Genomic DNA, 23383 nt, shown 5'->3' with positions numbered 1-23383 from the left:
ACCTAACTTATTATGGAAGTCTTTTATGGACCGCCTTATCCCGGAAGGAAGCCATGTGTTGTTGAACGATAGTTGCTTATTAAGCTTGATTGCACGGCTTCCATTTGTTTTTCATTCGCAATCTTGAAATCGTCTACACGCAGGTTTACAGCATTTCAAATACGCCTGCAGCACCCATTCCGCCACCGATACACATCGTGACGACGCCAAACTGTTTCCCTTGGCGCTTCAATTCGTTCAACAATCTTACTGTTAAGACGGAACCAGTCGCACCGAGTGGATGGCCAAGTGCGATTGCTCCACCGTTAACGTTCACTTTATCCATATCCAATCCTAAATGACGGATGACTTGTAGTGATTGAGAAGCGAACGCTTCGTTCAACTCCCACAAATCGATGTCTTCGATTGATAAGCCCGCAAGTTTCAATGCTTTAGGTACCGCTTCAATCGGCCCAATCCCCATCACTTCAGGAGGCACTCCGCCTACAGCAAAGGAACGGAATTTTGCAATTGGACGCAACCCATTTCCTTCAGCGACTTCCCGGTCCATTACGAGGACAGATGCCGCACCGTCGGAAGTTTGCGAAGCGTTTCCAGCTGTGACAGATCCTTTCACTGAGAACGCCGGTCGTAGTTTGGCCAACACTTCCATTGTCGTACCTGTACGGACGCCTTCATCCATGTCAAACAGGACGGTTTTTTCTTCGTATTTGCCTGTTTCATTTACAAATCGTTTTACAACTTCGACAGGAACGATTTCATCTACAAATTTCCCTGCTTTAATTGCTGCAGCCGCTTTTTCGTGGGAGCGTACCGCGAATGCATCTTGGTCTTCCCGGCTGACACCGTATTTCATTGCAACCTGCTCAGCTGTGTGCCCCATCCCCATATAGTATTGAGGCGCTGTTTCCGCAAGCGTAATATTCGGTCGGATCGTATTCCCCATCATCGGCACCATACTCATCGACTCGACACCACCAGCGATGATCGCTTCTGCATGGCCAAGCATGATCCGCTCCGCTCCATAGGCAATCGATTGAAGACCAGAAGAACAGAAACGATTGACGGTTATGGCAGGTGTCGTATCCGGCAGTCCTGCCAATGCGCCGATATTCCGCGCGACGTTCATGCCTTGTTCCGCTTCCGGCATCGCGCATCCTATGATCAAATCATCAATTGGTCCATCGTATCCATTAGCTCGTTTCAATGTTTCTTTAATTGCCAATGCACCTAAATCATCCGGACGGACAGTTGCAAGCGAGCCTTTGCCTGCTTTTCCGACCGGTGTCCGTGCACCGGCTACAATTACTGCTTCACGCATCCCTTTTCCTCCTTTGCTAATTGTTCCGTCAGTTGCGTAATGGCTTCCCTTTCAGGAGCATATGTTGCATACGTTGCTGTGACTTTGGTTCCGCCACAAGACTGAGGAACGCTTCCCGTTCAAGGTCCAACAAATATTGTTCATCGACGAGTGTCCCGAACGGCACTTTGCCACCAGACAGTACGAATGCCAATTTCTTCGCGATTTTCAAATCATGCTCGCTAATGAAGCCCGATAAATACATTCCTTCTGCACCAAGTAGCATTGTTGCGTACCCTGAATCCCCCGTTACCGGAACTTTTTCTTTCTTAGGTGGTAAATAGCCGCCTTCATATAGGGCCAACGCCGCTTGTTTTGCATCATAGAGCAAGTGATCGGGATTGACGCTTATGCCATCCGCAAAGTTCAAGAAGTTATTCTCTTTCGCTTCTTCAGCAGACGTCGATACTTTCGCCATCGCAATCGTTTCAAACACTTTGTTTGCGACGTATTGAATATCCACTTGGACGCCGTTCGGCAATCCTTTTAAGTGTTTTGTGTACAAGTTGACGTTTCCGCCCCCTCCAGGAATTAACCCGACACCTACTTCAACAAGCCCGATATACGTTTCCATTGATGCTTGGATATGTGCTGCTGGCAAGCACACTTCTGCCCCACCACCGAGCGCCATTTGGAACGGTGCAGCGACGACCGGTTTCCGGCTATATTTCAGTCTCATCATCGCGTTTTGGAAGGAACGGATTGTATAATCCAGTTCAAAAATATTATCGTCTTGCGCTTCCATTAAGATCATGCCTAAGTTCGCGCCGACGCAGAAGTTTTTGCCTTGATTGCCAATGACGAGCCCTTTGTAATTCTTTTCAACTTCATCGACAGCAAAGTTAATCATCTGAATGATGTCTAACCCAATTGCATTCGACTGAGAGTGGAACTCTAGTAACGCAATGCCATCCCCTAAGTCTACTAAACTTGCACCTGAATTCTTCTTGATGACGCCATTCTTTTTCTTAAAGCGCTTTAAGTCAATCGCCTTTTCATTTACTGGAACAGGCTGATAGCGATCTCCGTTATAGAAGAACAAGTCTCCCTCTTCTTCCTTATAGAATGTGTCGAATCCTTTCGCAAGCATCTCTTCTACAAATGAAGGGATCGTCAGTCCATCTGCTTTCATCCGCTCAACTGACTTTGCGACACCGATTGCATCCCAAATTTCAAACGGTCCTTGTTGCCAACCGAAGCCCCATTTCATGGCATTGTCGATGGCGACGATGTCATCCGCGATTTCACCAGTTAGTTGCGCAGAGTACGTCAACGTTGGAGAAAGGATACTCCAAAGGATTTCCCCTGTTCGGTCATTTGCGTAGACGAGGGATTTCACTTTGTTCGCCAAACCTTTTTGTTGCTTCGCCATTTCAATTGAAGGCGTTTTCAATTTCTTCGTTGGGACATATTCAAACGTCTCTATGTCGAGTTCCAAAATCTCTCTATCTTTCTTCAAGTAGAAGCCTTGCTTCGCTTTTGCGCCGAGCCAGCCGTTGTCGATCATCTTTTGCATGAAAGCTGGGAGTTCGAAAACTTGCTGTTCTTCGCCTTCCGTTTTGTCATATGCGTTTTTAGCGACGTGCATGAACGTATCGAGTCCAACGACATCCAATGTCCGGAATGTCGCCGATTTTGGACGTCCGATAAGCGTTCCTGTCACCGAATCCACTTCTCCGATGGAATAATTGCGTTTTTCCATTTCACGAAGGGTAACGAGCAATCCATACGTCCCAATCCGATTGGCAATGAAGTTCGGTGTGTCTTTTGCGATGACGACACCTTTTCCTAAGCGATCTTCCCCGAATTGGAGCATGAAGGAAAGGACTTCAGGAGCCGTCTTTGCCGTCGGAATGACTTCTAGTAATTTCAAATAGCGAGGTGGATTAAAGAAATGCGTACCAAGGAAATGCTTTTGGAAATCCTCTGTACGTCCTTCAGCCATTGCTTCGATACTAATCCCTGAAGTATTCGATGTAATAATTGTTCCTGGTTTGCGTACCGCATCTATTTTTTCGTATAACGCTTTTTTGATTTCTAAATTTTCCACAACTACTTCGATGACCCAGTCAACATCTTTTAATTTATCCAAATCATCTTCAAAGTTTCCGACTTCAATGAGTGAAAGATTCTTTTTCGTCGTAAGTGGAGCGGGCTTTTGCTTCACCAGTTTTTCTACAGCAGTGGAAGCAAATTTGTTACGAATGCGCCGATCTTCCAACGTCAGTCCTTTCGCTTCTTCCTCTTCTGTCAGCTTATTTGGGACAATATCGAGCAAAAGGACAGGAATCCCGATATTTGCTAAATGGGCTGCAATCCCTGACCCCATCACGCCTGATCCTAATACTGCCGCTTTCTTGATTTCATATGCCACGTTTACGAAGCCTCCCTTTTCTTGAATGAACGCTCATTCATTTTATGCGTAAAAAAAATAGAAACGGTATCTATATTTAGTAGTTTAGAACATTCCACACGTTTTCGCAATATTTATATGGTTCAATTCACAAACTTTTTGGAACATACGCGTTTTCTTTTCTATTATTCTATTCATACTCTCCCTCATGGATGACGGGTGGAAGCGTTAGTGTGGGCATTTTAGTTTCCGTATCGTGTAGAAGATTGTACACTGAAGGAAAAGGAGTGTTGTATGATGAAATCAATTACGACAGTAGAACAATTTAACGAAGTCATTAACGGTGACGGGAAAGCATTAATCAAATTCCAAGCAGGCTGGTGCCCGGATTGCACACGTATGGACATGTTCATCGATCCGATCATTGAGGAGTACAATTCGTACACATGGTATGACGTCGATCGCGATGTGCTTCCTGAAGTTGCAGAGAAATACGAAGTGATGGGCATCCCAAGTTTGCTCATTTTCCAAAATGGTGAGAAGAAAGCGCATTTACACAGTGCAAATGCGAAAACGCCAGATCAAGTGATTGATTTCTTGGAATCAGTCGAAGTAAAAAATTCGTAAATTGAATGTAACGGTGCAGGCTTTTGTCTTCGAAGTGAACACTTTGAAGGCAAAGGCCTATTTTTTTTGGCTAGTAGGTGGATGTAGATTGTTCTGTACGTGTGACGCTTCAATTTTACGCTCAACTGGAGCGAATTATTTTGTTTACTGAATTAGTTTTGTTTTTTTTGTTAGAGTATGTCGTATAATGGAAGGGTGCAACAGAAAACAGTTATTTGAGGTGGAAAAATGGAATCCATTCATGAAATAGAGCGTTTGAAAGCAAGAATTGAAATGCTGGAAAAAATGATAAAGAAAACGTCCGTCCCAATTATTTCTTCAATTGTCGATCACACAATTCTCGTGCCGATTGTCGGCTATACGGGGGCCGAACGGTTTGAATTGATACGTAATCAGGTGTTGGAATACATAGGAGAAAATCCTACAGTCAATTGTGCCATCTTTGATTTTACAGGCTCTGATTTAAATGAAAGTGATGAGCATGATTATAATACCATTGCATTTGAACTAGAAGTGCTTAACAATACACTTAAACTGATGGATATTCGCCCGATTTCCGTTGGCTTTAATCCAAGTATTGTTCGCAGAATTGTAAGTGCAGGGGTTCATATGGACTTTGAATCGTACATTAACTTCCGTATGGCGTTAAAGGTACTATTAAAGGAAAATGAATCGGTCATTCAGCTATAATACACAATGCCTTTACTACTAGCTTCTATGTAGTCCTACTAAAGCAATTAGACTATTAAAAGTCGCACCGATTAAGCGAGGGATTCGACGTGATGTACATTCGAAACTTCAAAGGAAAATCACAATTTGACGATGATATTGCTGAGCGGTATCGTCAATCTGCTTGCGGTCCCGTAACAGCTTTCTTATTGCTACGCCATCAGTCGTTAGACTACCACATTAATGAGCTTTACCGAAAGTTGGGTGGCACGCCTATCGGATTATTCAAATGGCGATTCATACGCAATTTGCGGAAGTTGCTCGGTAATGGTTGGATCGTGGAAGCCTGCACAATTGATGCTGTAAAAGTCGAACTTGCGAATGGACGAGCGGTTGCTGCTAAATTCGATAAATGGTTCTCTTTTCACTGGTTCGGCACGTATAGCTTTGATTACCACTGGGTGCCTGTTATCGGGTACAAAGAGACTCAATCAGGTTTGTTGTTGCTTGTTCATGACAACGGTGGCCGCCATCGTGCGAGCCACATTCGTGAGATTCCGTACGAGAAAAACCGTGCCATTCTATCTTTCGTTAAAGTTGAAAAAACCACTGCTGATTAGCCGATCAGACAGTGGTTTTTTCGATTGCAGGAAACAATGAATCCAATTGCCGGACGACCATTGAATATTCGTTCGCTCGCAAGTGGTCCCTCAATCCTGAACAAAATTCAGGAAGCAGTAAGTCATCAATTGTTTCTTTGAATTCAATTTCACAATGGATTTGCGCTAACTTTTTAGAGAGGCGCAACATATCCATATCCGCTTCGATTTTTTTCTTCATGGCAGGTGCCAGTTGGTCAATTTTCTCAATGACCGCTTCCACCGTTCCATGTTCTTTCACTAATTTCAACGCGGTCTTCGGTCCAATCCCTTTTACACCCGGATAGCCGTCACTTGTATCCCCTGTGAATGCTTTGACTTCTACAAAACGATGCGGTGGAATGTCGTACTCTTCTACGAAACGTTCTTCTGTATAGATATCATAGATATTGTACCCTTTTTTCATAAATGCAATGGACACACCCGGACGGAGTAATTGCAACAGGTCTTTATCCCCCGTCACGATTGTAATGTCTGCCTTCCCTTCCCAAGCACAGACAAGTGAGCCGATTAGATCGTCAGCTTCCATTCCTGGAATTCCGTAGTTTTTCCAACCAATTTCTTCGGACAGTGCTCTCGCCATATCAAATTGCGGTAGCAGTTCTGGTGCCGGTTCAGGGCGGTTTGCTTTATAGCCATCAAATAAATCGTTCCGGAATGTGTGTGCAGCCATGTCCCAACAAACCGCCATATGGGTTGGTTTAAAAATTGAAGTAGCCGTCAATGTGTGTCGAGCAAATCCTTGGACGGCATTCGTCGGGATGCCCTTTGAATTCGGGAAAAAGTGGCCCATTGCTGACGTGGCAAAGAATGAGCGGAATAGCACAGCCATGCCATCTATTAGTAAAAGATGTGGTTTTGATTCCATTGGGTAGACCTCCAAAATTTTTTTCAGCAAGTTAGATATTGTTTATTCTTAAACGGGTATATTGAAGAAAAAAGGGGGATTGCCTTATGCAAATTCATAGTGGTTCACTTTACTGGCCAACTACACTTCAAGTTTCACCTCGACGCGTACCGAAAAGAGAAGATACATATGATGTTATCATCGTCGGTGGTGGGATGTCAGGTGCGTTATGTGCCTATACTTTCATTCGAAAAGGCTTGTCCGTAGCCGTTTTCGATAAAAGACAAGTCGCTGCTGGCAGTTCGTCTGCAAATACCGGTTTACTTCAATACTCTAATGATATCATGCTTCATGAGTTGATTGAACAGATTGGGGAAAAGAATGCAGTGGAATTCTATCGGTTATGTTTGGAAGCAATGGAAGATTTGCAAACTGTTGCGAAACAGTTACCGGGTAACCCAGAGTTTTATAGCCGTCCGAGCATTTATTACGCGAGTGATGAAGCAGATGAAGAACGGATTTACACCGAATATAAAACATTGAAAAAGCATGGATTCCCGTGTGATTATTGGGATCAGGAAACACTAAAAGCGAAAATGGGGTTTGATAAACCCGGTGCCATTGTTACGTATGGAGATGCAGAAGTGAATCCTTACAAATTCGTCAATTGCTTATTCGATGATTTCGAGGAGCATGGTGGCCATATTTTTGAATTTACAGAAGTGGAAGACGTCAAAGAAGAAAATGATAGGCTTCGAATTAAAACGTCTGCGGGAGATTTGCACGCCAAACAAGTTGTGTTCACAACGGGTTATGAAACAGTTCCTGTTGGCAAACGAATCGGTGCAGACATTAATCGATCGTATGTCATCGTCACGGAACCGCTCGACCAAATGCCACCTTGGTATGAGGAAGCGCTCATTTGGGAATCAAAACGTCCTTATTTATACATCCGGTCATCTGCGGAACGGCGTCTCGTCATCGGCGGTTTGGATGAAGAAGTTGCTGAAATGCCAACGTCCGATGAACGGATTACGGAGTGTGGTGAACAATTAAAAATGCAGGTTAAAGCGCTATTCCCACACTTGCCGATTGAAATCGCCTATTCGTATTGTGCCACTTTTGGAGAGTCTCTTGATAATCTCCCTTTCATAGGCGAGCATCCACACAAACGAAACCATTATTACTTGCTTGGCTACGGCGGCAACGGGACGGTTTACAGTATGATGGGCGCGAACATGCTTGCTGATGCGCTGACTGGGAATGAGCATTCTTCTGCTCACATTGTCCAATTGAACCGGGCAGTTGACCCGGAATGTGATAGTCGGACGGTTGTGCAATAAACTGATTGGATTTTTCTGCGTTGAAATGGTATGGGTCATACTGCTTCGTCAATTTTCTAGTAAAATTCGAAAGTTATGTAGTCAAATGAAAACCAAGCATGCATGCACTGCGTTCCAGCGGTGGCATGCATGCTTGGTTTATTGTTACATCGCTAAAAACGTCGCGATGTCTTCTATGTCTGGCGCAAAAATTCGATCACAGTCAATCGGTTGAACGATTTTTTGAAGTGCGTTTAACTGTTGCTTCGTTTTTGGAGCCATCTGTTCAATGCCTCGAGCATTACAACCTGTCATCGCACAAAGCGCTTCAATTGCCAAGACATTTCGTGAATTTTTGATGATTTGTTGTGCGTGTCTTGAACCAATCGTCCCCATCGAAACATGATCTTCTTGGTTCCCTGAAGACGGGATAGAGTCGACGGAAGCAGGATGTGCCAGCGTTTTATTTTCCGATACAAGACTGGCAGCGGAATATTGTAAAATCATCGCCCCGGATTGAAGACCTGGTTGCGCACTAAGAAATGGCGGTAAGCCTTCATTCAATTGCGGATTGACGAGACGTTCAATTCGTCTTTCGGAAATGTTCGCAAGTTCCGCTACCGCGATTTTAAGAAAATCCATTGCAAATGCGATCGGTTGACCATGGAAATTCCCTCCCGATACGACGGTTTCCCCTTCGTCAAATATCAATGGATTGTCAGTTGCAGCATTCATTTCAATTTCCAATTTCTCTTTTACATATGCGAGCACTTGCCAACTTGCACCGTGCACTTGGGGGATACAACGGATGGAATACGCATCTTGAACGCGCTTTTCACCTTGAATGGTTGTCAGTTGACTTCCTTCCAACCAGTCCAACATTCTTGCCGCCACGTCGACTTGCTCCTTGTACCCACGCGCTTCGTGGATCGCTGGATGAAACGCATCCGTAATGCCATGTAGCGCTTCCATTGTCATCGCGGCGATCCATTCACTACTGTATGCAAGTTTTTCAGCTTCCAAATAGTTGACGACCCCTTGAGCCGTCATGGCTTGTGTACCGTTGATGAGCGCTAGCCCTTCCTTTGCTTCAAGAACAATCGGCTCTATTTTATGTTCATTCCAAACCGCGAACGCCGGGACATGCTTTCCGTTTTGCCAAACAAAACCTTCTCCTAAGAGGACAAGGGCTAAATGGGACAGTGGCGCCAAATCCCCTGATGCGCCTAGCGAACCTTGTTGCGGAATGACCGGATGAATGCCGTTGTTAACCATATAGGCGAATCGTTCCAACACTTCCGCACGAATGCCGGAAAAACCTTTTAACAGTGCGTTTAAACGCAATACTACCATTGCTCTTGAAACCACTTCAGGAAACGGTTCACCTACCCCACATGCGTGCGATCGGATAAGATTCCGCTGTAAATCTTTCGTGTCTCTTTCATCTATCTTTACATCGCTAAATTTCCCAAAACCTGTATTAATGCCGTAAACCGTTTTGTCTTGTTGCACAATTCGCTCGACCGCTTCCCTACTTTTCCGGACTCGTTGTAGGGCTTCTTCGTCCAAAGCGATTGGGACATTTTTATAGAGAATTTGTTCCATCTGATTAAGTGTTAATGAATCCCCAGAAAGCTTTATCACATTGTTCATCCTTTCGTTCATATGTAGATGGTATTTTTCCTTATCGTACACGAAAACGAACGTTATTTGTTGATAATTACGAAAGTTTGTTCTATGGTAATGTGATGGTGATTTAGTATGGTGATGTGATGAAAATGCCCACGGGCTTGAGAAGCTACGTGGGCATTTGTTATTTGATTGTGATGGAGACGTTTCCGTTGATGTAGGATGGATAAAACGATAATGGCAAGGTTAATGGGTTTTTATACTGTTCACCAGATATTTGGAAATGTATTGTCATATCTTTTTCGAAAGGGTTAATTGACCCTTGGGAATTACTTTCCACCTCATTACCGTCTGCATCCAATAGGATTGTGAAAGGATCACGATGAACACCTTTTTCACTCTTCATTTCAATTTCAATAAACGAGCCATTTACAGTCAAGTTGCTGAACAGGTTAAGAGGGGGTTGACGAATAATTCGCTTCTTATCTGTGTCAATGACAACAAAAGCTTCGTCTTTATCCATTGCCATCAATTTACTAAACGTTAATGTAAGATGATTAGTCTCTTTAAAATAGTTACTTTGTAAGTAATAAAACATAACATTCGGATTATCCGTTTCTCTTGCTATAACGCCGTTGTTGATGGAGCTCCAGACTTCACCGGTATCGTCAATGAGTGTTAAATCTTCAAAACCAAAAATCTTCTTTGTATTCTCTTCATCAAATTCTACTTCCACTGCTGTTTTTAATGAACCGATTGTGACGGAACGGATATGGATTTTCTGTCCTTCGACCACTGCTGTTTCATTGATGATGAATTGTTCTTTTTTAATGGGTTGTAAAGTATTTTCGAACGGGATTTGGATGATTTCAATCGTTTCTCCATCCCCTGCTTCTTGAACTTCGTATTCCAATATCAATTCACCGCTCGGTACCGTTTCAACAAATTCAAACTCGACTTCAGTTGTTGCGATTCTTTGTGTATCTGTATATTCGAAACTTGCTCCGATAGATCTTGATTTACTAACTACGTCACCTTCAAGATTGAGTATACGAAATTCCGGACGGGACTCAGGAGAAAACCTCTTCTCATCAATGGTAAGAAATGCAACCATCGTTGTTTCATCGGTAATGAATCCTTCAAGCGTCACTTTCATATTTTCCGTTTCTTTTGATACGCCAATCTGTTGAAAGTGTTCATTTTCAATGGCTAGCTGTAGTCCTTTGTCGCTTTGAATCGTTTCGACAAAACGAGCCATTCCCGGAATGGAAGCTACGGCATTGGCAAAAGCGGGAGACACGCGGATTGATGTGATGAATGTGAGGAGCAAAATGGCAGCAGCGACTGTCGTCCATATGCTTCTTTTCATAAACCGACGTTGTTTCTTCACTTTTTTCTCTTTTGCCTGTCGAAAGCCTTCTAAAATGGCGGTTTCTAGTTGAACGTCCTGGACTTCTTTCTTCTCAATTTCCTCTTTCCATTTCTTCAAGTCCTTTTCTTCATCAAACACGGCGAATTTCTCCTTTCTCTTCAAAAAATGCGCGTAATGATTTGATCGCTTTATACAACCTCGTTTTCACAGTTCCTTCTGGTGTTGCTGTCATTGCGGCGATGTCCTTAATTTTGAGATCATGTAAATATTTTAAGTGGACTAAGTCTCGATCTTCTTCAGCAAGATGGCTGAGCGCTTCTTCGACTTCAAGGTACGTAAAATCATCACTCACTTTATTTGTAATAATGAGTTCTTCATTAAGCACAACACGTTTTTGATTTCTCAGTAAGTCGTGACAATGGTTCATCATAATACGGATTAGCCACGTTTTTACATATTGAGGATTCCGTAATGATTTCATTTTCTCATAGGCACGTACTGTTACTTCTTGCAAGGCTTCGAGTGCGTCTTGTTCATTTTTCAAATAAGCAAGAGCGGTTCGATAAAGAGCCTCTTTATGGATAAACATCAGTTGTAAAAAGGCATCGTCGTCTCCACGGATCGCTTTCCGTGCTAGCTCTATTTCTGTCAATTTCCCCACCCCCTGTGAGCACCTTCTATCTATTAGACTGTCATGTACGAAAAAAGTTTTTTCTTCCCCAAGAGTCCAACCCAATTCTTTTATTGTTACATAGAATGAAGAGAAGCGCTTGAGAGGAGAGAACCAATGAATGACGTAAATTCTACGAATCAAGGTCAAGGACAGGAGCAATGGTACCCGAAATTACCTGAAGGATATACTGGGGAGGCAGAGAGAATGAATAATAACGGAATGGGCGGATGGATGCCAGGAAGCGGCATGCCGAATTATGGAATGGACGATTGGATGTCGGGGATGGGCATGCAAAATTATGAGATGAATCATTGGGGGCCAGGCGGACAGTTTCCTCCATTTGGACCACCAGGTTTTCCACCAGGGCAAGGTGGACCAGGAGGAATGCCTGGATTTCCACCAGGGCAAGGCGGACCAGGTGGTTTCCCAGGGGGCGGATTCCCAGGATTTCCGGGTGGCGGTTTTCCAGGATCACCGGGGCAAGGGGGTTCCGGCGGGCCAGGCCAAGGCGGATCACAAGCGCCTACTGCTGCGCCACCGAGTTATACACCGAGTTATCCGAGCGCTCAATTGTACCGCGTCGATCCAGGCGGCATAAGAGGTTGCTTGTACCGCTATACGTACATTTGGACGTCTCGAAATAGAGGGTTCTGGTTCTATCCAACTTTTGTCGGGCGCACGTCGATTGCGGGCTATCGCTGGAGACCGAATCGTCGTCGTTGGGAATACTTCGGGATGGATTTAAATCGGATTGACCAGTTTACTTGCTTTTGATCAGCGACAGGAATCCTAGAAGTTAGGATTCCTGTTTTTGAGGTTATGAAAGCTGGGCAAGTATACGGCGATTTGCTTGGTTATACGGCGTTTCGAGCAAGAATGCGGAGTTTGGTGGAGTTATGCGGAGTTCGCAAGAAGTATGCGGCGTTTGATGAAATGACACGGATTTAACATGTTCGCGTTAGGCTGTTCATTAGTTCCGTGGGTCGTTTGAGTGACTGATGCAGATTTCGGGTCGAGCCAAATGGGTTTTGTCCAATTAACGGTTTTGTTTTTGGTTTTGTTAGGACTGAATGTAGATTGCAAAGCGAATTGTTATGATCTGTTGAGTTATGATGCGTTCTGGAAAAGAAGCGCGCAAGTTGGTGTTGCGCGCGGGTTATGAGTGGTAGTTATTGCGGATTTTTATTTTTGGTTCCATTTTGAGTGATAGAGGAGGCGGCTTCTCCCATCGTCTTGCTTTGTAGGCCGTACTTTTCTTTCATTTCGGAGACGTGGGCAAGAATTTTTTGTAAGAATGAGAGGTTTTCATTCACGTGAGTTCCGAAATTGTGAGGGTGCCACCATAGATGATACACCTCGCCGTGTTTTGCGGCATGTTCAATTCCTTTCTTAATGCGTTTCAAGCGGAGTGGCTCGGCAAATTTGAGCGTTGGATGGTAGGGCCTTAAAAATCGACTAGCTCTTACATTCACCGGAACATTATCTTGATCTTGTTGTAATTGATAGGTGTGGTGTCCGGTGATATTGATATAAGCATCTAGCAGACGAATACCCCGTTTCACCTTACTTCTATCGTTGTAACCTGTTGCTTCGTAAATTGTGTGTTCTTCATTTCCCCTGTATGCTTCTATGCCTAGTTGTTTGCATATTGTTAAATAGTTGGCGTTCAATTGGTTTCTCGGAAAGACGAGGGATCGGATGGTATGTGGTTGGAAGCAAGGTACGTTTAGAGATGCTTGTAAATCGGCTTGAAATTGTTCAGCTTTCTGCCCTTTCTCCAAACAATAATAGTGAGAAAATGTATGAGTTCCAATCTCCTGATGTGGTACTTGCAGGATTTGTAACACTAACGATTGACCAAAATGATAAGGATCCGTCTCTTCATTTTCTCCTACTGTATGTAATTTGGTGTAAGGTGAAAAGCTTTCATTTCCATACGTCGGCAGTATGGCAGGAAAATATTTTATTAATTCTTCTTTGTCTTTAAAACAAAGCATGCCGACAGTTGCCCATGTTGCGTGGATTTCATATTGTTCAAAGAGCGCTAACATACTCGGAATCGCGGTACGGACGCCTTTAATATGCTCTCCGTATTGCTCAATTGTAAAGACGTCGTGGACGCCCCAATTCAATTCAAAGTCGAGAGAAACAATAAAGGTTCCTCGTCCACTCATCTATAGTTGGCCTTTTGTTTGGAATTGTTTTCTTACAAATATAATTAACTTTCCTACAAACGAATTGGCAATATATCCTGAATAGACCGTAACAAATTCGCCTCCAAATCCTGTTTTAAATTTCTGAATCGAAGGCTTGTCCGTGAGTCCTCCCATATCTAATGTTCTTACCCCTTTCTTTTTAAACCTCATCATGTTTTTCCATATTAAGTAGCGGTTTGCTTCACTCACATGACGCTTTGCTTCAGAAGATGTATTGACGTTATGATTGGATGCCGAGTACAACGTCATTGCGATATCCCCATCCGTTACATAAATGCGGTAACAATGTATGTTTTTGTTTGCTTCATCACTCATATAGGTGAATGCGAGCGCGTTCTTCTGTGCTAATTTTTTCATCGTATGCACATGAAAAGACCGACAGCGATTTGTACGTTTTTGCTTTGCGAATCGATTGTAAAAAAGTTGAAATTTTTTCAGCTCGGCATCACTCGGCTGCTCCAGAACGACAAACTGCATGTTTTGCTTCTCTGCTTTTCGAATTTGTCTTCTATTTTCCTTCTCAATTCCGGAAAATAACTCAACTTCAGTTTTCTCTAAGTCGATGTGTACTGTTTGAAACGGTTGTAGACCGTCTCTTTGTTCTAATGAATGTGAGAAACCCATGATAGATCGTCGTTCCTTAACAAAATCCATGCATCGATCAAAAAAGCGATTACAAACTTTCACAAATAAAACCTTCCGATGAATCTCTATCATTCAGGCAGCTCCTATTTTGCTTCATTTTCAATGACACGAATTTTTTCTTTTCCGAATATCGTTGTACTGGATACCGATTTTTCTACACGAAAGCCTAGATCTGTTACGAGTTGAATAGCCTTTTTATCCTTCGCATCGATTTCAAGCAGTATGCAATTAATGAGATGTTCTTTGTGCACAAACTTACATATATCAAGCAAGTTTTCAACATTCCAATCTTCTAACCAGATGGCATTTTTTCGCAACTCTTTTATGTAAGAGATACGGTTGAGCCTAAGTACTTTACGGTTGGTCCATAAGAGATTCCCTTCTTTTTTTTCGCCATTTTTATAGTATGCTTGATAGCCGCCATATAGCCGCGTACAAATTCTTTTTAAGTTATGTGTTTGAAACGTTGGATCATATAATGCATCCTTTAACTGTAATTCTGTAAACCCCTCACCCATTCCTGGCTTTCTTGTCCGTTCAACTTCTTTTACCATAATGAGGGCTCTATTCTTCTCCCACAAAAAACGCTTAACTTTGTGTATGAGTTGGTACAAAGTTTCTTTCTTACTTTCCTTATTTGCATGTTTAAACATTTTGCTAATCGTATACTTAACTTCACCTAACGTATCCCTTTTAAAAAGGACTAATTTCCTATTCTTCTTTAGTTGTTCAATTAGTCGTTCTTTAAACGAGAAATACCTTCTTCCAAGCCTTACTTTGGCTCCTCTTGAGGAGAAAATCAATTTTGTCGTATAATCTAGATGGGTATTCCATTCAAATTTATAAGGCTCATACCCAATGCTTAAATCAAAAATCGTATACTTTGTATCTACCAAACCTAAAATTGCTTCTTTCTCTAACACTCTTCCGGGACTGAAAGACTCAAAATCATCATCATAGCCTAACACATAGCTTAAATAACGATTTCCGCATGAATAACCATAATTAAAAGCAATCATTTTTCCATCGACATATAATGCATCCACGATTGGTTTAAATCTTTCATTGCCCACAAGCAGTAGTTCTGTATAGAAGGCACGTCCAACTTCATTTGTGAATCCACTCGTATCATTTTTCTTGTCCCATCTCTTATCGTGGAGCTGAAAAATATAATCCATTTCTTCCAACTCACAAATCCGATGTTCGACTGTCCCAAGCAAATGCAGTTTTTTTTCTCTTCGATCTAACCGATGCAATTTTTTTCTTTTATCCATATACTGTTTCATTTGGATCTTTTCAAGATTGATGTAGGGGGTTACGACTCTGTGGTAGCTGTAGGTAAGCTCCATTTTTTCTAGGCAATCCAATAGAACTTGGTAAGTCGGACTACTTTCCAACAGCCCATGTAAGTTGAATAGGCTATGTGAATTCTCTGTCATTAATTGCTTAAAAACGAAATGGACGACATCTTCCAGCATGTGGTGTTGTACAATCAAATCCATGTAATTTGACTTTCCATAACCAATCATTTCATACGTATCGCCAAACATATTTTTCTTTTTTACAAAAGGCAAGAAGCCGACGAATTCTCCTCTCCTCTTCACACCGATTATTTCTACGTCCTGTTCATTTCCATAATACTTCATCCAAAGAGCAACCCATTCAAACTCTATGAATGGATTGGAGTTATGAGTAGTGGCAAGAATTTGACTCCATTCATGCTTGACTGTGTATAACTGTTCGACTGTTTTGATTCGAATGAGCTCCATCATTTCGCCCTTCCATGCTCTGACTTAAATCTTCAATAAAGTAATCGATTGTCTCATCTAATCCTTCAGATAGTGAGTAGATCGGTACCCAAGCGAGCTTCAATTGCGTGCGTTTATTGGACAGGTTACTCCTTAATAGCTCACCGCTCCGAATGGGTTTAGTAATAATTGGTAGATCAATATTCACCTTTTTTGAAATAAAAGTATGCAAATCACTTATTGGGGTTTCTGTGTTTGAACTGACATGAAATATACCTGCTATGTTCGACTCCACTGCTTTTCTACACGCAATCGCAACATCTTTCACGTAGATGAAATCTCTCGTTTGGCTGCCACCATAAAGGACACATTGTTCTTTTTTCAATAAATTTGAAATGAAAATCCCTATAACTCCAGCTTCACCCGTTGGATTTTGCCTTGGACCAAAAACATTTGAAAAACGTAAGATGGTTGAAGTGAAGCCGTAAACCCGTGCAAATGTTTGAATATATTGTTCAGCAGTATACTTCGATACCGCGTAAAATGATTGAGGATTAATGGGGTGTTGTTCATCAATTGGCAACTGAATGGCATCACCATAAACTGCCGCTGATGAAGCAAATACAAATTGTTTCACGTTATACCGTGCAGTATATTGTAAGAGTTTGACTGTAGCGGATGTATTCGTTTGAAAGTCAAAATAAGGGTCTCTCATGGAGTGTGTGACGGATGTCTGTGCAGCCAAATGGATGACAATGTCAGGATTTTCGATTTTAAAGACAGATTCTACTTCACAATCGTTAATGTCCAAGTTGTACAATCGTATACCATGAGGGACGGATTTTGTTGAACCTGAAACTAAACTATCGATCATCACAACTTCATACCCATGAGACACCAATTGCTCCGCAACATGGGATCCAATGAAGCCAGCACCTCCTGTCAATAAAACCTTCAAGTTTCATCTTCCTTTCCTGCAATTGTTTTATAATAAGTGAATGTATCCTCCATCATGTGGTCGAACGTAAATCTTTCCTCGTATAACTTCCTTCCGTTTTCGCCCATATTAAAACGAAGTTCCTGATCTTCAACTAACCGGTGAATTGCTATTTTCAAAGCATTTTTATCGTCTTTGCTAACTAAAAAACCATTTTGTGCTGTGACCGCTTCCTTTACACCTCCAACATCCGTCGCAATGATCGGTAAACTTGCACGCATTGCTTCAAGAATGGATAGTGGCAAGCCTTCAAACTCGGAAATAAGCATACATACATCAGCGTTTGCTAGAAGCTCTTCTATGTCTTCACGCCACCCTTCAAAGTGCACTTTGTCGCCAATACCATGATCTATTGCAAAACGTTCCACTGACTCTTTAGTAGGACCGTCACCTACAAACTGCATAACCCACGGTAGATGTTTCAAGTCGATGAGCACTTCTAGTAGATGCTGCTGCATTTTAGGTGGCGCAAATCGCGCGATCATGATGAGACGTATCTCCTCTCTGCCTTGCTTTAACCTTTGAGGAGGCTCTTTAAAATCATGCACACCATTCTGTATGCAGATTATTTTCTTTTGAGAAACTACATGATGTTGTAAAGCTAGTTGATAATCATAATTTGAAACGGCAATGACGCCAGAAGTGAAGTAGCCTACAATCGTTTCAATAAGACGATAGAAAAGTTTTCGTGGATGGGGTACACCTTCCGTAAATGACCATCCATGCGCGGTGAATATGACCGGAATGTGAAGTGATCTAGCGGCAAGCCGTCCAATAATACCTGCTTTTGAGGAGTGTGTTGCAACGAGATCTGGTTGAATAATTTTCAATAGTCTTTTCATTTCGAAAAACGCTTTAATATCGGATAACGGATGAAGTTCACGAACCAGATGCGGGATAAAGTGAATCGGGATGGATTTTAGGCACTCGTGCACATGTTTCTTTCCACCAGTAATGAGATGAACGGCATGTCCATTGGTTTGCAACTGCTTCGCTACGTCTCGCACATGAATTTGCGCCCCTCCGACTGTATCCATTTTTGTAATGACTTGAACGACTTGTAGGGTTTGGTTTGCTTTGGACATGTATGCCCCCTTTCCACCGATTATCGGTTAGTTCCTAGACAGAACGCTTTTCCAAACTGCCTGCAAGGAGCTGTAAATACATCTATTGTCCATCCTATTTTCGAATAGCTTGAAGGTTCGTAGCGTACACTTGACCCCCTTGTTAAAAAGCACCTTTGCCCTTCACTACTTGCTTAATCGTCGACAGAATAATTTTCAAATCGAACAAAAAGGATTGATTTTCGATATAGTAAAGATCATATTCAATTTTTTTCCCGTGGTTTATTTCTGATCGTCCATTCACTTGGGCATAGCCGGTTATACCCGGTTTCACTACTAAACGCTTTGCCTGGCGTGAACTGTAATATTGAGTGATTTCCGTGATCTCAGGCCGAGGTCCTACAATACTCATTTCTCCAAATACAACATTAAATAATTGCGGCAACTCATCCAAACTATACTTACGTAATACTCTTCCTATTGGCGTAATTGTGTCGTCCACATTTGTTTTAAACACAAAATGATCGGGTACACTTTCGTGCCAACTATAAACATGCCTGTTCAATTGATTGGTCTGCTTCATACTTCTAAATTTATAAATTATGAATTCCCTGTTGTCTTTGCCACTTCTCTTTTGTTTAAATAAAATGGGCCTGCCTGAACTAATCACAATTAAACTAGCGATTAATAGGTATAAGGGAATACAACAAATGATTAACAAGGAGGCAATAAAAATATCAAACAACCTTTTTTCAATCCTGTACCGATTCTCATCTATCGTTTTCGTAAGGAGATAACGCCGACTTCCTTTTTCCAAAACCTACCCCTCCAAACGTCCTATTTCAAAAATTAACCATTCTCTATGCTACTTAATCGTATGCTATTCGATACAATTTCATGCAAGTAAGAAAGGGTATATTTAAAGGGGTTTTTCCAATTTTCTAAACTTTTCTATGCAAAAAAGCCTCCATGTTGGAGACTTCTTTTTTTTACCGTCCAGCAGAAGATACTTGGGAAAATCCACTCCCTATTTCGCACTATTTTCATTACCGCTGGAAAACGTTTACGTAACATACGGACAATCCAAAATCTACTTTTCACTTCTCTTAAAAGTGTAAGAACAAAACTATACGCTACAAGTTTCAAGACAGTCGAACATTCGCTTTATAATAAGAGGATTTCACTTAAAAACTTTTCGCTTCACAAACGCAATAATGTATTTGGATTCTTGCACTTTTAACGCATAAATCAGTATAAAGTAGACCATACCGCCAGCAATAACAACCGTACTCATTTTCAACATAGCATGCCAATTAGACAGTAAGTATTCATGTAGAAAGTAGACGACACCGCCCATAACTGAGGACGCAAAAACCGCTTTTAGCAAGATTCCCAGATTCTCTTTTGTTCCAAACGCTCCTATTTTCCTTCGAAGACTAATCCCTAGTAAAGCCGAGCAAAATAGGGCTGAGATACTTGTAGCAAGAGCAAGACCACTGATCCCCATAAAAGAAGAGAGTAGGAAGCTCAAAGTAATATTTAAAACAACTGCAATACTGGCGTTATACATGGGTGTTTTTGAATCTTGAATCGAATAAAATGTTCGATTCAAAACTTCACGAAGACCGTATCCAATCATTCCAATTGAATAGAAAAATAAAGCATGTGCAGTCATATGAATGGCTCGTTCGTCAAATTGTCCATGACCGAACAGTAGCCTCGTAATCGGTTCTGCCAAAACCATGATCCCGATACTCGCAGGCACGACGATCAAAATTACACTCGATAGCACATTACTGATAGACTTTTTGAAGTCTTGCGTATGTTTTTTAGCAGCCATATTTGAAATGACTGGAAACATGACCGTAACAAAAGACAGAACAAAAATGCCTTGTACAAAGTCATTCAGTCGACTTGAATACATTAAGGCCGATATCCCACCTTCTGTTAACGTAGACGCGATTGTTTTATCAATCATTAAATTAATTTGGTCAATGGAAATACCAATCATGATTGGGAAAACAATGGTGACCATTTTTTTAATATTCTTGTCCGTAAACTGCACGACAGGCACATAGCGATAGTTCACTTTACACAACGAGGGGATTAAAAACAGTAGTTGAATAAATGCTGCGAGAACACTCCCAATAGCCAAGACGACAATATTCCATTGGGCACTTATAAAAATGGCGACAATGATGATCATGTTAAAGGGAAGGCCGATCATAGCGGGAATGGTAAATTTACCTTTCAGTTGAAGATAACTCGTAAAAAGTTGGGTTAAGCTTGTGAAATAAATGCCTACTAATGCAATTCGCGTGAAAATGACTGCCGTTTTCAATGTCTCTCCATCAAAACCAAAAGCAAATAATTTCACGAGTGAATGAGCAAAAAACAAACCGATGATAATTACAATGGTCGTGACGATTAAAACGATATTGAGTAAGTTATTCGTAAAGAAAGTTGCCTGCTGCTCGCCATTTTCATGCTCAATTTTTTTAAACATTGGAATGTATGCTGTCGAGATTCCCATAATGATGAGGCTAAACAATACTGAGGTAATGGTGATTGAAATGATATAAGCATCACTGGTTGAGGTAGCACCGTAAAAATAAGACAAAGTAATATCTCTTGCAAAACCTGTAATTTTGGATAGAACAGTAAGAACCATAACGACTATAGCTGTTCTCTTTATCGTTTCAATGATTTTTCCTTCTTTGTTAGGTATTTTTCATACAGTTCATGTACGGGTAAATAGATGAAGTAGTTGCAAGTGAAGGATGGATTCCTAGTCAAACTCGTATAAATGTTTAATCGTGAAGAGTAACAGTAGAAAAAAACTTTCATTTGACATCGCATTGATTGACATAAAACTAGCGCCTATACATAATAGCGGCAGCCAGCCGATTAAGTTTGTTCTAGGCTTCTTTATGAATGATCGACTTTCTTTAAAATACAAGAGTAGAAATATAGCGAATACAAAAACACCAACAATCCCCCAAACTACTAACAACTCTAATAGAATGTTATGAGTTTCAAGATAAATACCAGAACGTATGTGATAGTCCTGAATCCCCATTCCAAACATCATTTGTAACGGATTTGACGTAAATAACTCCATATATTGTTCTGCCAAGAGATTGCGATTGCTTGTTAGTGCAGCTGGGTCATCGATGAAATCCGTAAATCTTGAAAACAGCAATTCCATATTGGAGCGTATTTTCTCACTAAAATAAATGGCAACTAGCACAATCAGCGACGCCACACTTGTCATAAACGTAAATAGCCTCTTTCGACGTTTCAATGAAAACAAAATATGAATAAGCAGCATGCCACAAAGCAACGTACCGACTAGTAAAAACATTCTAGATAGGCTTAAAAAACCGAATGCCAATAAACATACAAAAAGAATGGGTAATACTACTTTCGTTAACTTTTTCGTTTCCCTGTTCACAATGTACAATATACAAAACATCGCCATCAGGATATACATTGAATAGTAGTTAGCATCTCCTGCCCCACCGTGAAACCGTATGGTCGCGTTATTATTAAAAAGAGAGCCATACCTATCCATAAAGTCTAGAATTCCGTATACTGTTGATAGACACACTCCTGCAATGAAATACGTAACGACAAGAAAGTGGTTGTACACGGTTTTTGAGTAGATTAGAAAGAGTGATGCATACAGCACCGCAGCGCTCCAACTCATGAGTAAAATGATTGCATGCACGCTGTAGATGAACATGTGACTCCACTCATACACAATAAACAACCCTATGATGAACATGCTCGTTTTTTCGAGCGGTAGATGTACGAAGGTTAGTAATAATTTGAGTAGCGCTACACTAATTAACACATTTAAGATTGGAACAGATAAACCACCTAATTGAATAATCATGATCCCTACATTTGGGATGAGTAGCATGAATAATGCGAAGTTCTTCTCAATAGAGGTAAATAGGATTCGTAAGATTAAGTACATACATAGTAAAAAAATAAGAATTGTACTCGATAGCAAGTAATCTCCCAAGAGGCATCCAGCTGTCATTCCAATATCAATAATTAGTGACCCTTTTTTTCCAACTCTTTCAAGGGATTCTGTCGTTTCCGCATTCTCAACTCCGCACTGCATCTCGATACACCTGCTCCACTTGCTTTCTATACAAGTCCATATCGCATATCTCTGCAGCTCTTTTGGAAGCCGCCAAAGACATGTCCTTGTATTTTTCAGTAGAAGTACTAAGCCCGACTATATTTTTGACGAAATCCTGATCTGAGTTACAAATGAATCCACAACTCGCATCTACAATATTTTCGATGCCATTTAACCGTGGGACAAGCACAGGTTTTCCAAATGCTAATGCTTCAATTGCCACCATCGGTAATCCTTCTGATTTTGAAGTCATGACGAGCATTTTCGCACTTTTAAGTAATGGATACGGATTATCTAAAAAATCCCTGACATCAATAGTTCCTTCTAACTTTTTTACTCGTATCGCTTTTTTGCAGCGTTCCTCTAGCGTGCCTCCCCCCATCATGATTACGTTTAAGTTAGGAAGTTCTTTCACTACTTCGGCAACAATATTGATAAACCGTAATGGATCCTTCACATCCTCAAATCTGCCGATGAACGCAATATCATTTTCAGCACCTGTTTCAAGTTGAGCTCTTTGGGTAATCCAGTTTCGATCTACAATATTTGAAATGACTTCTGTTTTATGTTTGAAAAATCGTGATAAGAAAGTCGTTTCTTTTATTGCGGGTGAAACAACAATAATTTTGGCTAATTGATAGCATGCTAGAAAGAATAAGATCGAATGGATACGGATTTTTCTCAGCCAAGTTGGATTTTGATGAATATGGGAGACAACAGGGATTGTCCGAAAGAGCGACAGACATTTAATGGTCGCTTTAAAATCATGTGCATGTACAATATCCGGTTTCCATTCCTTTATTACTTTATGGATTTGAAAATAGGAGAAGTTTTGGATCGGGATATAACGAATACCTCTGCTTGCCAAGTTGTCTTTTATCCCACCAATGGGTGATGCATATGCACACTCAAAGGAATCGGACATATTGCTAATGATACACATTGCAACATTTTCGGCGCCTGCAAAATCGTTGGAACTAAGGACATGCAATACCTTCTTTTTCATTTTGGCATCCCCCAATTATCGTCAGTCAGCATCTATACTCCAA

At 41.4% G+C, this 23383-nt stretch carries 20 protein-coding genes; 5 read left to right on the top strand and 15 right to left on the bottom strand.

Annotated elements, in window-relative coordinates; translation table 11 throughout:
* Window positions 1-145: 145 nt before the first annotated feature.
* Together NRI27_RS08360 and NRI27_RS08355 are read right to left on the bottom strand one after the other, a co-directional pair.
* On the bottom strand, window positions 146-1321 hold the full coding sequence (locus NRI27_RS08360; protein WP_371390299.1) for an acetyl-CoA C-acetyltransferase: 1176 nt from the start codon (window positions 1319-1321) through the stop codon (window positions 146-148).
* A gap of 28 nt (window positions 1322-1349) precedes the next feature.
* Window positions 1350-3734, bottom strand: coding sequence for a 3-hydroxyacyl-CoA dehydrogenase/enoyl-CoA hydratase family protein (locus NRI27_RS08355; protein ID WP_371390297.1), 2385 nt, complete (start codon window positions 3732-3734; stop codon window positions 1350-1352).
* A 276-nt stretch (window positions 3735-4010) separates the two neighbouring features.
* Here NRI27_RS08355 and NRI27_RS08350 point away from each other — a divergent pair, with 276 nt between their 5' ends.
* From NRI27_RS08350 to NRI27_RS08340, 3 genes are all read left to right on the top strand, one after another.
* Window positions 4011-4340 (top strand): thioredoxin family protein, encoded by a 330-nt coding sequence (locus NRI27_RS08350; protein WP_317943899.1) that lies wholly within the window; start codon window positions 4011-4013, stop codon window positions 4338-4340.
* Between the two features lie 228 nt (window positions 4341-4568).
* Entirely contained in the window at window positions 4569-5030 is a 462-nt protein-coding gene (locus tag NRI27_RS08345; protein WP_371390295.1) for an STAS domain-containing protein, read from the top strand.
* A gap of 92 nt (window positions 5031-5122) precedes the next feature.
* Window positions 5123-5629 carry a hypothetical protein gene (locus NRI27_RS08340; protein ID WP_371390294.1) on the top strand — a complete coding sequence of 169 codons (507 nt, stop codon included), beginning with the start codon at window positions 5123-5125 and terminating at the stop codon, window positions 5627-5629.
* Between the two features lie 4 nt (window positions 5630-5633).
* On the opposite strand, the gene NRI27_RS08335 is transcribed toward NRI27_RS08340, so the two are convergent.
* Entirely contained in the window at window positions 5634-6536 is a 903-nt protein-coding gene (locus tag NRI27_RS08335) for a 5'-3' exonuclease (protein ID WP_371390293.1), read from the bottom strand.
* Between the two features lie 86 nt (window positions 6537-6622).
* Between NRI27_RS08335 and NRI27_RS08330 the strand changes: the two genes are divergently transcribed.
* Window positions 6623-7858, top strand: coding sequence for an NAD(P)/FAD-dependent oxidoreductase (locus NRI27_RS08330; RefSeq protein ID WP_371390292.1), 1236 nt, complete (start codon window positions 6623-6625; stop codon window positions 7856-7858).
* A gap of 144 nt (window positions 7859-8002) precedes the next feature.
* On the opposite strand, the gene hutH is transcribed toward NRI27_RS08330, so the two are convergent.
* The 3 genes from hutH to NRI27_RS08315 all read right to left on the bottom strand — a co-directional run bounded on the left by hutH (window position 8003) and on the right by NRI27_RS08315 (window position 11499).
* On the bottom strand, window positions 8003-9481 hold the full coding sequence (gene hutH, locus NRI27_RS08325; protein WP_371390291.1) for a histidine ammonia-lyase: 1479 nt from the start codon (window positions 9479-9481) through the stop codon (window positions 8003-8005).
* Window positions 9482-9650: 169 nt separating this feature from the next.
* The gene (locus NRI27_RS08320; protein WP_371390290.1) at window positions 9651-10976 is read right to left on the bottom strand and encodes a DUF4179 domain-containing protein; all 1326 of its coding nucleotides are present in this window, start codon (window positions 10974-10976) and stop codon (window positions 9651-9653) included.
* Window positions 10969-11499 carry a sigma-70 family RNA polymerase sigma factor gene (locus NRI27_RS08315; RefSeq protein WP_371390289.1) on the bottom strand — a complete coding sequence of 177 codons (531 nt, stop codon included), beginning with the start codon at window positions 11497-11499 and terminating at the stop codon, window positions 10969-10971. The genes NRI27_RS08320 and NRI27_RS08315 overlap by 8 nt, the downstream gene beginning before the upstream one ends.
* 126 nt (window positions 11500-11625) lie before the next feature.
* On the opposite strand from NRI27_RS08315, the gene NRI27_RS08310 reads away from it, so the two are divergent.
* Window positions 11626-12285: a hypothetical protein gene (locus tag NRI27_RS08310; RefSeq protein WP_371390288.1), complete on the top strand. Its 660-nt coding sequence runs from the start codon at window positions 11626-11628 to the stop codon at window positions 12283-12285.
* Between the two features lie 395 nt (window positions 12286-12680).
* Here NRI27_RS08310 and NRI27_RS08305 read toward each other — a convergent pair whose 3' ends face one another.
* The 9 genes from NRI27_RS08305 to NRI27_RS08265 form a co-directional block, all read right to left on the bottom strand.
* Window positions 12681-13685, bottom strand: a complete 1005-nt coding sequence (locus NRI27_RS08305; protein ID WP_371390287.1) for a polysaccharide deacetylase family protein — start codon at window positions 13683-13685, stop codon at window positions 12681-12683.
* Window positions 13686-14444, bottom strand: coding sequence for a hypothetical protein (locus tag NRI27_RS08300; RefSeq protein WP_371390286.1), 759 nt, complete (start codon window positions 14442-14444; stop codon window positions 13686-13688).
* 11 nt (window positions 14445-14455) lie between these two features.
* Window positions 14456-16144 carry a GNAT family N-acetyltransferase gene (locus NRI27_RS08295; RefSeq protein WP_371390285.1) on the bottom strand — a complete coding sequence of 563 codons (1689 nt, stop codon included), beginning with the start codon at window positions 16142-16144 and terminating at the stop codon, window positions 14456-14458.
* Window positions 16089-17078, bottom strand: a complete 990-nt coding sequence (locus tag NRI27_RS08290) for an NAD-dependent epimerase/dehydratase family protein (RefSeq protein ID WP_371390284.1) — start codon at window positions 17076-17078, stop codon at window positions 16089-16091. Before NRI27_RS08290 ends, NRI27_RS08295 begins: the two co-directional genes overlap by 56 nt.
* Window positions 17075-18202 carry a glycosyltransferase family 4 protein gene (locus NRI27_RS08285; RefSeq protein WP_371390283.1) on the bottom strand — a complete coding sequence of 376 codons (1128 nt, stop codon included), beginning with the start codon at window positions 18200-18202 and terminating at the stop codon, window positions 17075-17077. Before NRI27_RS08285 ends, NRI27_RS08290 begins: the two co-directional genes overlap by 4 nt.
* 142 nt (window positions 18203-18344) lie before the next feature.
* Window positions 18345-18998, bottom strand: a complete 654-nt coding sequence (locus tag NRI27_RS08280) for a sugar transferase (RefSeq protein WP_371390282.1) — start codon at window positions 18996-18998, stop codon at window positions 18345-18347.
* A 363-nt stretch (window positions 18999-19361) separates the two neighbouring features.
* The gene (gene murJ / locus NRI27_RS08275) at window positions 19362-20861 is read right to left on the bottom strand and encodes a murein biosynthesis integral membrane protein MurJ (protein ID WP_371390324.1); all 1500 of its coding nucleotides are present in this window, start codon (window positions 20859-20861) and stop codon (window positions 19362-19364) included.
* 108 nt (window positions 20862-20969) lie between these two features.
* Window positions 20970-22313 carry an O-antigen ligase family protein gene (locus NRI27_RS08270; RefSeq protein WP_371390281.1) on the bottom strand — a complete coding sequence of 448 codons (1344 nt, stop codon included), beginning with the start codon at window positions 22311-22313 and terminating at the stop codon, window positions 20970-20972.
* Window positions 22297-23340, bottom strand: a complete 1044-nt coding sequence (locus NRI27_RS08265; protein ID WP_371390280.1) for a glycosyltransferase — start codon at window positions 23338-23340, stop codon at window positions 22297-22299. The genes NRI27_RS08270 and NRI27_RS08265 overlap by 17 nt, the downstream gene beginning before the upstream one ends.
* Window positions 23341-23383 lie beyond the last annotated feature (43 nt).

Origin of the sequence: Sporosarcina sp. OR05, from assembly GCF_041414805.1 — a bacterium.
In the GTDB taxonomy this organism is placed as follows: Bacteria; Bacillota; Bacilli; order Bacillales_A; family Planococcaceae; genus Sporosarcina; species Sporosarcina saromensis.
This window is presented reverse-complemented; position numbering and strand designations above follow the sequence as displayed.